The 15,412-nt window shown below is 42.2% G+C and carries 15 protein-coding genes; 12 read left to right on the top strand and 3 right to left on the bottom strand.

The annotated features are described in order from the left end of the window. Positions 1–377: 377 nt before the first annotated feature. The 9 genes from MXE28_RS10370 (at position 378) to MXE28_RS10330 (ending at position 8,510) form a co-directional block, all read left to right on the top strand. Positions 378–1,139 (top strand): AAA family ATPase, encoded by a 762-nt coding sequence (locus MXE28_RS10370; protein WP_021840412.1) that lies wholly within the window; start codon positions 378–380, stop codon positions 1,137–1,139. Then, positions 1,132–2,127, top strand: a complete 996-nt coding sequence (locus MXE28_RS10365) for a ParB/RepB/Spo0J family partition protein (protein ID WP_021840413.1) — start codon at positions 1,132–1,134, stop codon at positions 2,125–2,127. Before MXE28_RS10370 ends, MXE28_RS10365 begins: the two co-directional genes overlap by 8 nt. 75 nt (positions 2,128–2,202) lie before the next feature. Next, the gene (gene hydF / locus MXE28_RS10360) at positions 2,203–3,420 is read left to right on the top strand and encodes a [FeFe] hydrogenase H-cluster maturation GTPase HydF (protein WP_156705465.1); all 1,218 of its coding nucleotides are present in this window, start codon (positions 2,203–2,205) and stop codon (positions 3,418–3,420) included. A gap of 210 nt (positions 3,421–3,630) precedes the next feature. Beyond that, positions 3,631–4,152 (top strand): DUF4446 family protein, encoded by a 522-nt coding sequence (locus MXE28_RS10355; RefSeq protein WP_021840415.1) that lies wholly within the window; start codon positions 3,631–3,633, stop codon positions 4,150–4,152. Positions 4,153–4,224: 72 nt separating this feature from the next. Next, complete coding sequence (locus MXE28_RS10350) at positions 4,225–5,223, top strand: M23 family metallopeptidase (protein ID WP_021840416.1); 999 nt, start codon at positions 4,225–4,227, stop codon at positions 5,221–5,223. Between the two features lie 320 nt (positions 5,224–5,543). Next, a complete protein-coding gene (locus tag MXE28_RS10345) occupies positions 5,544–6,122 on the top strand; it encodes a cob(I)yrinic acid a,c-diamide adenosyltransferase (protein WP_156705468.1) in 579 nt (192 codons plus the stop codon). Between the two features lie 155 nt (positions 6,123–6,277). Further along, the gene (locus MXE28_RS10340) at positions 6,278–7,390 is read left to right on the top strand and encodes a hypothetical protein (protein ID WP_226974609.1); all 1,113 of its coding nucleotides are present in this window, start codon (positions 6,278–6,280) and stop codon (positions 7,388–7,390) included. A 61-nt stretch (positions 7,391–7,451) separates the two neighbouring features. Then, positions 7,452–7,826, top strand: a complete 375-nt coding sequence (locus tag MXE28_RS10335; protein WP_021840419.1) for a spore germination protein GerW family protein — start codon at positions 7,452–7,454, stop codon at positions 7,824–7,826. Between the two features lie 234 nt (positions 7,827–8,060). Beyond that, on the top strand, positions 8,061–8,510 hold the full coding sequence (locus MXE28_RS10330; RefSeq protein WP_127059053.1) for an OmpH family outer membrane protein: 450 nt from the start codon (positions 8,061–8,063) through the stop codon (positions 8,508–8,510). Positions 8,511–8,687: 177 nt separating this feature from the next. On the opposite strand, the gene MXE28_RS10325 is transcribed toward MXE28_RS10330, so the two are convergent. The 3 genes from MXE28_RS10325 to MXE28_RS10315 all read right to left on the bottom strand — a co-directional run bounded on the left by MXE28_RS10325 (position 8,688) and on the right by MXE28_RS10315 (position 10,851). Continuing rightward, the gene (locus tag MXE28_RS10325) at positions 8,688–8,975 is read right to left on the bottom strand and encodes a cupin domain-containing protein (protein WP_021840067.1); all 288 of its coding nucleotides are present in this window, start codon (positions 8,973–8,975) and stop codon (positions 8,688–8,690) included. Positions 8,976–9,190: 215 nt separating this feature from the next. Further along, positions 9,191–9,853, bottom strand: coding sequence for a hypothetical protein (locus MXE28_RS10320; RefSeq protein WP_226974610.1), 663 nt, complete (start codon positions 9,851–9,853; stop codon positions 9,191–9,193). A gap of 2 nt (positions 9,854–9,855) precedes the next feature. Then, positions 9,856–10,851 (bottom strand): DUF1858 domain-containing protein, encoded by a 996-nt coding sequence (locus tag MXE28_RS10315; protein ID WP_226974611.1) that lies wholly within the window; start codon positions 10,849–10,851, stop codon positions 9,856–9,858. 254 nt (positions 10,852–11,105) lie between these two features. Between MXE28_RS10315 and sfsA the strand changes: the two genes are divergently transcribed. The 3 genes from sfsA to gyrA all read left to right on the top strand — a co-directional run bounded on the left by sfsA (position 11,106) and on the right by gyrA (position 15,221). Next, positions 11,106–12,269 carry a DNA/RNA nuclease SfsA gene (sfsA, locus tag MXE28_RS10310; protein ID WP_156704231.1) on the top strand — a complete coding sequence of 388 codons (1,164 nt, stop codon included), beginning with the start codon at positions 11,106–11,108 and terminating at the stop codon, positions 12,267–12,269. Between the two features lie 20 nt (positions 12,270–12,289). Then, on the top strand, positions 12,290–12,610 hold the full coding sequence (locus MXE28_RS10305) for a YnfA family protein (protein ID WP_226974612.1): 321 nt from the start codon (positions 12,290–12,292) through the stop codon (positions 12,608–12,610). A gap of 133 nt (positions 12,611–12,743) precedes the next feature. Next, positions 12,744–15,221 (top strand): DNA gyrase subunit A, encoded by a 2,478-nt coding sequence (gene gyrA / locus MXE28_RS10300; RefSeq protein WP_156704229.1) that lies wholly within the window; start codon positions 12,744–12,746, stop codon positions 15,219–15,221. Positions 15,222–15,412 lie beyond the last annotated feature (191 nt).

Genomic DNA, 15,412 nt, shown 5'->3' with positions numbered 1-15,412 from the left:
AGAGGACACGCAACTAGCGTTTCTCTTTAGCGCCCCAAAATAAATTATAGAACCTATTTAATTATCGCCGTAAATGTTTCACGTGAAACATTAATGCTCGAATTATAAAACTAATGCGGGAGGAATAAAATTAATATTAGAATTTTAAAATTTGAAGATGAGTTGGATTGTTTCACGTGAAACAAATAGCCACGCAATTAAAGGTGCGTATTGTTTTGAATTTAATGTAACATCTCTTTATAAGCAAAGAAAAATTCAATTGTTTCACGTGAAACAATTTTTAAAAAATGATTAAATTGTCCTATTTTACAAGTTTTTATTCGGGGAGTATGGTATAATATTTTTGTGTATTTGTATTAAGAAAATGAGGTGAGCCTGTGGGAAAAATAATAGCCATAACAAATCAAAAAGGTGGAGTCGGCAAGACGACCACATCGGTTAATTTAAGTGCTTGTATTGCGAAATTAGGCAAAAAAGTGCTGCTTATTGATATGGATCCACAGGGAAATGCCTCAAGCGGACTTGGCATTGATAAAGATAATTTAGAGCTTTGTATTTATGATGTTTTAATCAATGGCATGACGATGAATGATGTTATCGTGCCAACAGCTCTTAAGAAATTGAAGATTGCACCTGCATCCATAGATTTGGCCGGAGCCGGTGTTGAATTGGTAAACTTACCAAAGCGCGAGCATATTTTGAAAAAGGCGTTAAAAGAAGTAAAAGATGACTATGATTTTATTTTCATCGATTGCCCGCCATCACTCGATTTGCTCACCCTCAATGCGATGACTGCCGCTGATGGTGTATTGATTCCGATTCAAAGTGAATTCTATGCACTGGAGGGAGTTAGCCAGTTGATTAATACCGTTAACTTGGTTAAAAAATCCTTGAATGAAAAACTTGAAGTTGAAGGTGTATTGTTAACCATGTTTGACGGTCGTACTAATTTATCGATTCAAGTGGCGGATGAAGTTAAAAAATTCTTCACTACTAAAGTGTATAAAACTATCATTCCTCGGAATGTGCGTTTAAGTGAGGCGCCCAGCTATGGCGAACCGATCATTATTTATGATCCGAAATCCAAGGGGGCCGAAGTGTATATGAAATTAGCCAAGGAGGTCATCAAAAATGCCTAGAGACAGTAAGAAAAAAGGTGGTCTCGGCAGAGGTGTGCTTTCCTTGCTGCCGCAAGATGAGCAGAGAACTGCATCCGCGGCCACAGCCAATATTGATGAAGCCGCTAAAACGGGAATTGTTGAATTACCGTTAACGGAAATCGAGCCTAATCCAAATCAGCCACGTCGTAATTTTTTAGAAGATGAAATGGCAACATTGGTGGAATCGATTCGTCAGTATGGTGTGATTCAACCTATCGTAGTTTGTAAAATGGATGATAAATATCAAATAGTGGCGGGCGAACGTCGTTGGCGCGCTGCCCAGTTGGCGGAACTTACGACCATACCGGTAGTCATTAAAGACTACAGTATGGAACAGATTACGGAAATCGCCTTAGTGGAAAATTTACAGCGTCAAGATTTGGACCCTGTAGAAGAGGCATATGCGTATAAGCGCCTTATGGATACGTTTAAAAAGACGCAAGAGGCCATTGCCACTCGCTTGGGACGCAGTCGTTCTCATGTGGCCAATATGGTGCGCCTACTGCAGCTGCCGGATTTTATTCTTACAGAATTATCCCTTGGCGATATTTCTATTGGTCAAGCCAGACCACTATTGAGTTTAAAAAATAAAGAATTACAAAAAGAAGCATTAAAGCTTATTAAAGAAAAAGAATTAACGGCCCGCCAGGTGGAAACACTGGTTAAGCAAATGCTTGACGGTACCTATGGTAAACAGGGCAAAGCAAGAACGAAAGCTCAGCAAACAGCTGAGTTACGGGCTATTATGGACCGCTTAAAAGTGAGTCTCGGCATGCCCGTAGATATTAAAGTTAAAGCAGGTAATAAGGTACAAGGGAAAATGGAGATAGCCTTCCGTAGTGAAGAGGAGTTAAACTATCTCATAGATTATATAGAGGCCCAAGGTATGGGTGAAGTTGAGGGAGCTTCTCCTGCACAGACTGAAGTTGACGCTGATGAATCGGCTTCCATTTCATTTCACGTTTAACCGCTAACCTATTTTCATACGGTTGGAGCGGTTTACGTTATATTAAAGGTAGGTAAGTAAGAAGCTATGACAAGTATGGAACAAACACCAAAAGCAAATCGTGTACATATCGGTTTTTTCGGCCGCTGTAATGCAGGTAAATCTACCTTGATTAATATGTTGACTGAACAGCCAATTGCATTGGTTTCGGAAGTAGCCGGTACAACTACGGATCCGGTGAGCAAAGCCATGGAAATTTTGCCATTAGGTCCGGTTGTTATTACCGATACAGCCGGCGTTGACGATACGTCGGAGTTGGGACCGCTGCGTATTAATAAGACAAAAGAATTATTGCCGCGCATGAACTTGGCCGTGTATGTTTTGAAAACCGATGCGACACTAACAGCAGCGGATATGGAATGGCTTGGTTTGTTGCAACGTCAAAATGTAAATACTTTACTTGTTTTAAATGAAGTGGCCGGTATTACCGCTGATTCTTACATGGCACAAGCCGGTGCTGTATTGGGTGATTTGAACTTGGCCTATATAGGCGCTGACTTATTGAAAAATGATAAACAGAGAGTTATTTTAGAAAAATTAGGTTCTATGAAACCAAAAGACGGTGAAGATGAGCAATCTTTATTGGCCGGTTTGGTAGAGCCGCATGATGTTATTCTTTTGGTGTGCCCCATCGATGAGGCTGCGCCAAAAGGGCGTATTATTTTGCCGCAAGTGCAGATGATTCGTGAAATATTGGATGCTCATGGTATGGGTCTTGTAGTGCAAACGGAAGAAGTTTCGGCAGCTCTTGCTAAATTAGGGGTAAAACCAAAAATGGTAATCACCGATTCGCAGGCTTTTGATGCCGTGGCTCAGCAGGTGCCGGATGACATTCCGCTTACATCCTTTTCTATTTTGATGGCTCGTTTTAAAGGTAATTTAAAAACATTGGCAGCCGGCGTGAAAGCTGTTAAAAACTTAAAACCGGGCGCTAAAGTTCTGATTAGTGAAGGCTGCACCCATCATCGTCAATGTGATGATATCGGTACGGTTAAAATCCCGCGTTGGTTAAAACAGGCGGGGTATGAAAATTTAGATTTGCAATGGACCAGCGGTGGCGCTTTCCCGGAAAATGTAAAGGACTTCGATTTGATAATTCACTGCGGAGCCTGTATGTTGACGCGCCGTGAAGTATTGCGCCGCCTGGATGTATCAGAACAACAAGGGGTGCCTATCGTAAATTATGGCGTGCTAATTGCGTCATTACATGGTATACTAGACCGTGCACTTAGTCCCTTTGCTTCTGAGTTATAAGTAGGCTTGAGGCATTTGAATGTAACAATAATCACACATTTGTGATATAATAAAAGTTCAGCTATAAGATATAATTTGGTTGAATTATGGACTCCTTAAAAGGAAAAAACAGCATATTATAGCCTTGCTATTTCATGTTATTGATGAAATAGGCTGTAATTTAATATTAAATTCATTATATTCGTATAATTTTAAATAGAAAGGCATATCATGTTAGAAAATATGCAACTTTGGATCGCCACTGCCGGCGGTTTATTACTCATTGTATTATTTCTCTATTGCCTCGTACTGCAAAGTAAAATTAATTCCTTAAGTAAGCGATATGATTATTTTATGCGCGGTGAAAATGGCAGTAGTTTAGAGCGTAAATTATCTGTAGAAGTCAAAGAATTGCGTGATGCGGCGGAATCGATTGAAAGTTTATTCCAGCAGCAGGAAGCAATTCAGGCGACACAGCACAATACATTTCAGAAAATTGGTTTTGTTAAATACAATGCCTTTGAAAATATAGGAAACGACTTATCGTTCTCCGTAACTTTATTGGATGGTAATAACAACGGGATTTGTATTTCCAGTGTATATGGACGCAGTGAATCTCGTATTTTCAGTAAACCTATTGTTAACGGTAAAAGTCTTGCCAGTCTTTCTCAGGAAGAAATGGAAAGCTTGCAGGAAGCTTTGGGCACGAAGAGCAATGAAGAAGCTCTTATCAGCGCTTCCGTAGTAAAATAAGATAGATACATCTTGTTACAACAAATTTAATGATGAAAGGATTGTAGTAAAAAGAAGGAGTTGGGGCAATATATGAAAATTCCGGACTTTTTGGCACAGCATGTGCAAAGTCAGGGCGATTCGTATACGTTGCAAATAACGAAACAACAATGGCGCTGGGTTTTGACCGGCTTCGTATTGTTATTGGTTGTTACCTTAGGCTTCGGCATCTGGGGCATTACGCGTCAGGCTGAAGTTATGCAATTGCGGCAACAAACGCAATTACAGACGGAACAATTGAAGCTATTGCAACAAAAAACTGAGATTTTAGATAAAAAAATGGAATCGTTGGACCAGTTGGATAAAGAAATTCGCCAAATGGTTAAGGGCTCCGAATCCGGTACGATACCGCAAGGTGGTGGAGAAGCACAAACCCCGCAGGCGGCTTCCGGCGATAAGGATGAGCCTGGCGGTGCCGCTAAAACAGATTCTAATAGCGCTGCAGCTAATGCCGCCGGCAGTTCCGGAACATCCGTAACAAGCTTGTCGGCTAAATTGTCGCGCCTTGACCGCTTGGCACAGCAGCGTATGGCTTCGTTTTATATGTTGCGCAATATTTTGCGTGACGGCGCAGGCCAGAATATTCGTGATTTACAATCGGTAGCATTTGCAGCCAATAATCCGGGCAATACATCGACTATGCCGTCTATTTGGCCGGCTAAAGGGGTTATTACGTCCAATTTCGGTACTCGTATCGATCCTGTTTATGGCGGTTCCGCTACCCATGAAGGGCTTGATATTGCTAATGACTACGGTACACCGATTATTGCTACTGCAGCGGGGACGGTTACCTTTGCCGATGCAACATCGGGCGGTTACGGTAATTTGGTAGAAATCGATCATGGTAATGGTTTTGTAACACGTTACGGCCATAACTCGGTTTTACTTGTTCATGCAGGCATGCAGGTAAAACAAGGTGACACGATTGCTTTAATGGGGAGTACCGGTAAGAGTACGGGTAGCCATGTTCACTATGAAGTGGATATTAACGGCGTAGCTGTAGATCCGTTGTTATTCTTGCCGATTCAGTAGCATTCTTGTTAATTCACTAACTTTATTGCTGTTTAGAATTTGGCACCGAGAGCCGGGTAGTATTTGGCGAATAACCGAATCAAATCCTATATGAAAATTGAATAAGTTATCATAAAAACTAAAGGCTATAACACTCATAGATTGTCTTATGATTAGGAAAATTATTAGAATTTTCTTGTTTCATAATGGCATATTTGAGTTGTTATAGCCTTTTTGATAAAAAAATTTAAAAGATTTTTCAATGTATACAGTTTTTATATAACGTTAGCGGTTTAGATGTGGTAAAATGATAATATACAAATGTGTAAAGGAGGTCCATCATGGATACGTATGTGCAAATCTATACGGGCGATGGCAAAGGTAAAACGACTGCTGCTATAGGGTTGGCGATTCGTGCCTTAGGAGCAGGCAAAAAAGTGTTGTTTTTGCAGTTCATGAAATCGAAGGTTTACAGTGAACATAAAATTTTACCGACCTTACCGAATCTGACCTTAGAGACGGTAGGTAAGCCTTTTTTTATCATCCAAGAAGGAGTCAAAACCAAAGAAGAATTGGCTCGTTGGGGTGATGAAGTTGTTGTATTTCCTGTCGGCAAACCGCCGGCTGATTATGTAACGCTTATAGCTAAAGGCATGGAACGAGCTAAAGAAGCAGTAAGTTCCGGCGAATATGATGTGGTAGTACTTGATGAATATGTAATGGCCCTGTTTTTCGGACTTATCAGTCGCGAAGATACGGAAGCTCTATTGGCACATCGTTCACCGAAGACCGAATTGATTTTTACCGGTCGTGGGGCTCCTGATTGGCTCGTCGAAGCAGCTGATTTGGTTACTTCTATGGAAGAGGTAAAACATTATTATACCAAAGGTGTTTTAGCTAGAGCCGGCATTGAAAACTAACCACAATAAATTCAGATAGAATTCTTTAAATTAAGATTTCTAAAATAGAGGAATTTTCTCTCTATATGGAGAATATTAATAAGAATGCCTTTTTCAGGTAGCTGAAAAGGCGGCGGATATAGAGAAAACCGCAAGACGTTACTATAGGAGGGTAGGTGTTGCCTGTGACCTGGCTAGCCATAGTGCTACTGGTTATTTTTGTTCTGATTATAGTCGCTATTTTTAACCCCATTACATACGCTGTTGAATTAGTAGGCCGTAAACCGTATAAAGCGCGCTTATTTGTTCAATGGTGGGGCAAAATGTTTCGCATTCACTTTGCCTATGAGCAAGGCAAGCCTTTTTTCAAAGAAGTTTATATTTTGCGTAAAGCAAAATTGGGCGATGTCCGCGATTATGAAGATTGGTTGTCCCGCCGCGTAGCGGAAGAGACGGCTGAACCTGATGAATCCAAGGTCTATGAAGAAGAGTTGGACAAAACGCGGATACAACAGGAAGAAGGCGAAGAAGACACTACACCTAAGACGGTGATTAAGAGTGTACGCTTTGATGCTGACGGCAAGCCTGTAGAAACGGTGGAAGAAGTCACTGAAAAAAGCGGTGACCGCATTGTCATGACGAACCCGACTACGGGTGAAGTGGAAGGCACTATATCACCAAGTGAATTGCGAGCTCAAAATGAAGCGGCAGCCGCTAAGGCAACACGGCAAGCTGAAGAAGCCAATGAGGCCGATAAAGCTGATGCTGACAGCAAGCAAGCTGACGAAGACGCTAAGACTGAAGAAAAGGCAAAAGACCCTTATAAATGGTGGTGGGTTAAACATGTAACCAACGGTGCCTTATATGAGAAATTATTGCTTTTTACCAAGCGTTGTTACAATCATTCGAAACCGCGTCACTTTGAAATCGAAGGCACATTCGGTACGGGCAATCCATATCAAATGGGCTTGACCGCATCCGCCTTATATTCGATTTGGCCTGAAAAAATGACTAATGTGGAACTTAGTTTCGTTGAGCCCGCTTTTGAAGGCAGCTTAGACGTGCATGGTCGTATCAGCCCAGGCGTACTTGCTTTTTACGGTACCTTGTTTGCCGTATCTAAACCGGTGCGAGACCTTTTAATTGATGCGGTAAAATTTGCCTTGCGCTATCGCAAAGCACAAAAAGCTAAAAAAGAAGCGGAAGCTAAAGAGTCTGATAATAAACAGGCTACAGACAAAAATAACAAAGCTAAAAAATCAGAAGCAAAAGATAAAGCAGCTGCGTAACGCGTTGCTACGATACTAACTATTATCGGTGTGAAGTACACATGCGTTAAGGAGGATCCTCATGGAAAATAAATGCACCTTTGTTAAAGAGAATTTACAACCTATTTTTGAAAAATTCAAAGATATGATTAAAGTGGAAACTGTAGTAGGCGAAGCGATTCAGATCGGCGATGCTACACTCGTTCCATTTGTAGATGTAACCATGGGTTTCGGTACCGGTGGTGCCGGTAAAGCTGACTGCGGTGGCGCCGGCGGCGGTGCTAAAATGGAACCGACTGCTATTCTTGTTATCAAAGGCGAACGGGTAGAATTATTCAACATCAAAGGTTCTGCTAAATACAGTGGTTTTGATCGCCTTATCGGTATGGTTCCTGAAATTATCTCCAAGTTAAAAAAGGACCAATATATTTATATCAACGAAAATGATGAAAAATAAAATATTATTTCTCCGAACAGCCTCTTTATTAAGGGGCTGTTTAGAGTATATAATTGGTTTTAGCGATAATTCATTTGATGTTCATTATCAATCGGTATGATGAATACATGACAAAAATGAATATTGAATACTAAATTAATTTTTTTAGATATTGTAGTTTCTCTATATTTCTGTTACTATAGTGAATATAGGGCTACATAATACGCTCTAGTTTTGTAAGGAGGTCTTTGGGACATGAATTTTAAAAAGAATCTTGCTGCTTTAGCAGTTATTGGAACAATTGGTTTAGGTGCTGCCAGCGCAGCTAATGTTGGCGTAGTTAATATGGCTCAGGTAATGCAGGCATACCCTGGTTACGGCGCTATTCAAATGCAAGCTCAGAAAGTTGAACAGGAATACGCTCCAAAACTTCAGAAATTGGAAAACGAAATCAACGCTATCAAAGACGAAAAAGCAAAACAGGAAGCTATCGATAAAAAATATGCTCCGGTAGCTCAGAAATACAACGAAGAAATGAACAAAATCTTCGCACCGGTTGATTCTAAAATCCAAGAAAAATTGGATCAGGTACGTGCTCAGAAAAACTTACCTTTCATCGTAGCTAACCCTACAGTAATCGTAAGCATCGAACCAAACTCTACTGCTGAAAACGTAACTGACGACGTAATTGCTTTGTTGAAATAAGCAAGTAACTTCATTAGTTAGGGACTGTCATATGACAGTAGACCCTCATTAAAAAAAGCGAGTCAAGGATGACCTTGGCTCGCTTTTACTTTTATGAGGCTATAGAATAAGGGTTAGTGCCTATAAATATTGTGTTAACGGCGATACATTTTCGTAATAAGGATGTGTCGCTATTTTTTATTCCGGTTTGTGCACTAAAGTAACAATAAATTCGCTGTCTTCCACGAGGGTTGCTTGAATGAAGTTGTCACCGTTAAACTGTAAAACCGTACCAGGAGTTAACACATGTTCTTCTTCCTGATTCAGTTGAACCGCTACTTTGCCTTTTACTACGGTAAAGACTACATTGGCTTCCGGATGATTGTGATTTTCTACTTTTTCACCGGCTTTGCCGCCTTTTTTTACAACTACAAAATTAGGACCTTGGAATAATAAGCCCAATTCGTTTTTTTCAGTACCAACCATGAGAAAACCTCCTTTGGAAATAATTGTAAGAAAAAACTTGCCGACAGTACGTTGCCTTTAGACTATAAGGGAAAGGTAAATTAGTTATAAAGTGCAATGGTCAGCTGACGGCAAGTTATATACATATATTGTTAATTGTAGGGCGTACAATTTTTTGCTGATTTAACTATCAGCCGGGAGTCGGCTGTATAAAATAGCCGGACTTGAAGTGTTGCTTAAGCGCGCACGATTTTGTATTGCGGGAATTCGCCGTTAATTAATTCTACGGTGAATTTGAACTTAGGATCTGCAGCGCTTACAAAACCTTGGAACCAAGCCTGGTAGGCAGCCATCATGAATGTCTGATCGACGCCGGCTTTAGCCCAGTTGGCTTTTTGATTAGCGTGGCTACCTTCCCATACGTATTCATCAGCTGTATTAGCGAGAACTGTATCGCCACCGTCACAAGGCATGCCGTTTAAATAGTAGTTTTGCATAATCTGATAGATTTCCTGTGGCGTATGTTCACCCTTATTAAGCTCGTCGGCCGCTACTTTCCCACATGCGGCACCTTGGGTTACGAAGGCTGTCAAAATGGCGGTTTCCGCATCTTCGCCACCGCAGTCGAGCAAGTCTTTGATGAAGTTAGCTTCACGGACCGTAGCAATTTCAATCTGATTTTGTAACCAACCGTGAATATTGCTGTGGTCAATAATCATTTCAAGATTACGGTCCGCCGGAATTGGTTTGCCGTAAAGATCTACGGCAACGAAATGAAGCTCATCGGCTAAATCGCCTAAGGATTTCTGTGCTTCTTTATAGATTAAGTCTTCGCGCTCAATAACGAGGCGAATTTTTTTATACAACCAAAAATGAATGTGACCTAAGAATGCTGACATGGTTACGCTCCTTTACGAAGATTATTCAAACGAGTTACGAGGTCATTAACATCAAAGCCGTGAATGGAAGCGGCCTGCCATAATGGTTCGGACGTAGCCGACGGACAGCCGAGACAGCCCATGCCGATTTCCTGAAGAGCCGGAATTGTGTTTGGATATACTTCGATGATTTCACGAATGATGGAGTTTTCAGTAATAGGTTCACCCATTTGTAAACCTTGTGTAGCATTATTACCCATACCCGGTAATTTTACGGAAGGCTCAGTGGCATTTACATCAGCTGCGGCAGCGGCACTGATTGTAGCGGTTGCTGCTGCAGATTTGGATGCGTCAGCTGCTTCAACATCACCTAATACAGCTTCTTTGAAAGCATCAAGACCAATGCGGTCAATGAAGGCCCCCATACGTTCAATATGAGCGTTTTCTTTATAGAAAGTAACCATGCGGTCTACTAAGGCTAATACTTCTTTTTCAGTGGCTACTTCGGCGATGAGATCGGCAAAACGAGGGTGTGCTCCGGCACTGCCACCGGCATATACTTGCCAGCCTTCTGCGGTACCGATTACGCCGATATCCTTAGTGATGGATTCGGAGCAAGAGTTTGGACAACCGGATACGCCGAATTTCATTTTGGAAGGCATTTCCTGAGAAATATATAATTTATCTAATTTCATGCCGAGGCTTACGCTGTCTTGCTTAGCGCGTTTACAGAACGTGGTGCCCGGGCAAATTTTTACGCTGCGTACACGATTGGATGTGCTGTAAGCCGGTGCCATTCCCAGCATTTCCCAAGCTTTATCAACATCTTCCGCTTTTAAGTTAGTAATCATGATGCGTTGGGCACCGGTGATTTTGAGGGTAGCCTTAAATGTGTTGGCTACATCTATAAATTTTTGAAGCATAGTTGGTTGTACGAAACCACCCGGAATGCGTGGTGTGATTGCATAACGGCGTTGACCGTTGCGAATTCTTTGTAAGTTACCTGCTACTTGAGCCATAATGTCATCGTCCTTTCCCTTGACGGCACTCCTTTACGAGTGCATTACTTCTACGTATAATAAAGAAGGTAATATTTTTATAATACGAGTAAAAATATTGCTTCATGTCGTTTAGTACACGGTAATCTTCGTGTTTACATTGTTCATTATAGGACATTTTACTTGAAATGTATGTAGCCTGTGCTACATTTTTATTTTTTTAGATATATTAGAAGAATGATTCGTTATTGCAATTTTGTAATAAGAGGTAGACCATGAAACAACTATATGAAAAAGTATTAACGGGACGATTTGTAGAACGGCCGAATCGCTTTGTGGTTCATCTGGCTATGGATCATTTAAACGGTGAAGTATTGCCGGCCCATTTGCCGAATCCGGGCCGCATGTGGGAGTTATTATACCCCGGTGTTAAATTCTACATAGTCCATCATCCGAAAAAGGACGCCAAAACACAGTACCGGGTTATCGGCATTGAACGGGATGGGGTGCCGATTATGTTGGATACTAACTACAGTAATGATGTGGCGGAGTATTTAATTTCTACGAAACAAATTCCCGGTTGGGAAGAATGGTCCGTCGTGCGCCGTGAATATACAGTAGGTAATAGCCGCTTTGATTTGTTATTAACCAATGATGACGGCGAGTCTTTTTTGCTGGAAGTAAAATCCTGCACTTTGTTCAGTCGTGAAGGGGCCATGTTCCCTGATGCCATAACGGAGCGAGGGCGTAAACATTTACTGCATCTACAGGCTCTTAAAAGTGAAGGTTATCATACGGGGGTCTTGTTCTTGGTACAGTGGGAACGGGCCCGTTGGTTTTTACCGGATTATCATACGGATTTGGCCTTTGCCCAAACTTTCGGTGAAGTAGCGGGAGATCTTGATTGGAAGGCGGTGGCACTGCGTTGGACGGAAGAATTTACCATGCCGGAGGTAATCCGTGAATGCCGTTTTGATGCGGAACTGCTTCGCCGGGAAGCACAGGACCGCGGCGATTATCTGGTGGTTTTACATTTGTCTACCGCCATGGATTTGGAAATCGGTAGTAAGGGTATCCTTCATTTTGAGGAAGGGTATTATACCTATGTGGGCTCCGCTAAAGCCAATCTTACCAAGCGTTTGGAACGTCATAAACGGAAACGTAAAAAGATGCATTGGCATCTCGATTATTTCCGTTCTCACTGTGAAATGATTGCCACCTTGTCGATTCGTAGCAGCGACGATTTGGAATGTGAATTGGCCAAGGCTGTTAACAATTTGGATGGCTGGGAGGTGCCGGGCTTCGGCTCAAGTGACTGTGATTGTAACAGTCATCTGTTTGGTACGACCTATAATCCGATTCATAACGAGCCCTTTATGCTCATGGTAGAAGATTTTCGCATGAACCGTTTGGATACAATGATTAATCTTGGTGAATAAGGAAGGAGACACTGATGGAAATAGCTAAATCCTTATTTTACTTTATCGTAGCCGGCTTTTTTGAAATCGGTGGCGGCTATTTGGTATGGCTCGCTTTAAAAGAAGATAAAGGGCCATGGTACTTAGTGGCCGGTGCCGTCGTTCTCTTTTTATACGGTATCATACCTACTTTGCAGGAGGCCTCGTTCGGCCGCGTTTATGCGGCGTATGGCGGTATTTTTATTGTTTTGTCCATATTATGGGGCTGGCAGGTGGATAAAGTGGTGCCCGATATGGCCGATTTAGTAGGTGGTGCCATTGCCCTCGTAGGGGTATTAATTATTATGTATTATCCCCGTTAAATGTGGTGAAAATCCCTTATTGATGCGGTTAAAAGTAGCATAAAAACGCTAAAAATGCTATAATATAAGTTGCTAATAAATTAAATGAAGCGCTTGAAATGTACGATTAGTTATTATTAAATGAGGTGAGACTGTGGAGGAAACGACCTGGAGTCACGGGAAAATTGAGCCCGTCCAGATTGATAAAGAAATGAAGAGCTCCTATATCGATTATGCCATGAGCGTAATCGTTATGCGTGCCTTACCGGATGTTCGCGATGGTCTAAAACCGGTGCATCGTCGTATTTTGTACGCTATGCATGAAACCGGTATGACTCCGAATAAGCCATATAAGAAATCGGCCCGTATCGTCGGGGACGTACTTGGTAAATATCATCCACACGGGGATAGTTCCGTATATGATGCAACGGTGCGTTTGGCACAGGATTTTAATACGCGCTACCTCTTGGTAGATGGTCACGGTAACTTCGGTTCCATCGACGGTGACTCGGCAGCGGCTATGCGTTATACGGAAGTACGTATGGCTCGTATTACGACGGAAATGCTCGCTGATATCGACAAAGATACCGTTGATTTCATGCCAAACTATGACGAGTCCTTGCAAGAGCCGACAGTATTGCCGGCCAAAATTCCGAACTTGTTAATTAACGGTTCCGCCGGTATCGCCGTTGGTATGGCGACCAATATTCCGCCGCACAACTTGAACGAAGTAGCGGATGGCTTAATTATGCTTATCGACAATCCTGATGTGGATGTAAACGATTTGATGAAAGCCATTAAAGGGCCTGACTTCCCGACAGGGGCGTTAATCCTCGGTCGCGATGGCATTAAAAAAGCCTACAGCACTGGCCGTGGCAGCATTAAGATGCGTGCCCGTGCCACGATTGAAGAAATGAACAAGGGCAAACACCGTATCGTGGTAACGGAAATTCCGTACCAGGTTAATAAAGCCCGTGTTATTGAAAGCATTGCCGAATTGAGCCGTGACAAGGTTATTGACGGCATTACCGCGCTTCGTGACGAAAGTGACCGTCGCGGTATGCGCATCGTTGTAGAGCTTCGCGCCGATGTACAGCCGGATATCGTTCTTAACAAATTATATAAACACACTCAATTGCAAGACACCTTCGGTGTGATTATGCTTGCCTTGGTGGACGGTCATCCGCGAGTACTTACGCTAAAAGAAGTACTTACTCACTATTTGAACCACCGTTTAGGCGTTATCGTACGTCGTACGCAGTTCGAATTGGCCAAAGCGGAAGCTCGTGCTCATATCTTGGAAGGCTTGCTTATTGCCCTCGATCATATTGATGAAGTTATCGCCACAATTCGTGCGTCGGAAACCGATGAAATCGCGAAGAACGCATTGATGCAGAAATTCGGCTTAACTGAAAAACAAGCCGTTGCCATCTTAGATATGCGTTTACGTCGTTTGACCGGTTTGGAACGTGAAAAGATTGAAGACGAATACAAACAGTTGGAAATCCTTATTGCTGATTTGAAAGCTATTTTGGCCAGCGAAGACCGTCAGCGGGGTATCATCAAAGACGAATTGACCGAAATGAAACAGAAATACGGCGACAAACGTCGTAGTGAAATTACGATTGATACATCGGAACTTGATGTGGAAGATTTGATTGCCGACGAAGAAATGGTTATTACCTTGACTCGTCAGGGCTATATCAAACGCATGAATGCCAATGTATATCGCAACCAGCATAAAGGCGGCGTAGGCGTTGTCGGCATGAAGACGAAAGAAGACGACTATGTGGTACAGATTTCTCATGTTCGTACCCATAATACGCTTTTGTTCTTCACCACTGCGGGCCGTGTATATCGCTTGAAAGGTTACGAAGTGCCGGAAGCATCGAGCCGCAATTCCCGCGGTACAGCGATTATCAACGTATTGCCGCTCAATGTAGGTGAAGCGGTGACGACTATGATTGATATGGAAACTGTAAATCACGATCTTAATTTGTTAATGGTAACAAAACAAGGCGTGGTAAAACGTACGTCCATTGAAGAATATCAAAATATTCGTCGCAGCGGTTTGAATGCTATTTCCTTGGCTGACGATGACCGTCTCATTGCGGTATGCCTCACAGCGGGCAATCAGGATGTTCTCCTCGGCACTCGTAAGGGTATGGCTATTCGTTTCAATGAAGAAGACGTACGTCTCATGAAACGTTCCGCTCAGGGCGTTCGCGGTATTAAACTTAATGCCGGTGATGATGTAGTCGGCGCCGGTGTGATTACCGAATCGGGCGAAGCTTGTCAGGTATTCACTATCAGTGAAGAAGGGTATGGTAAACGCAACAGCGAAGATGTCTACTCGCTCCAGAAACGCGGCGGCAAGGGAACGAAAAACTTCCGCATTACCGATAAAACCGGTGATGTTGTAGCTGTTGGTATCGTAACGGACAGCGATGAAGTAATGCTCATCTCCGAACAGGGCAAGATTATTCGTTTTGACATGAAAGATATTGCCATTAAAAAAGGTAAAGCCATTTCCGGTGTGAAATTGCAAAATCTTGATGGTGAGGATAAAGTAGCTTCCGTAGCTATTATTGCTAAAGACGAATTGGATTCGGAAGAAGACAGCTTGTTCTAAGTGATAACTTATAAATACTAATAAAGCGGATTGAAGATAAAAGTTCTTCAGTCCGCTTTTTGTAATTCACTGTTCTTCATTTGTCGATAATAGATTCAATGCCTATAAAATAATGCTGTCAAACGAAAGAAACTGTGGCCTATAGGACATTTTGAGTTGGTTTTTAGACCGATGAGACTAGTATTTATCTA

Source organism: Veillonella sp. KGMB01456 (genome assembly GCF_023051165.1).
Classification (GTDB): domain Bacteria; phylum Bacillota; class Negativicutes; order Veillonellales; family Veillonellaceae; genus Veillonella_A.
The sequence above is the reverse complement of the archived record's forward strand: the minus strand, read 5'-3'. Positions and strand labels throughout refer to the sequence as shown.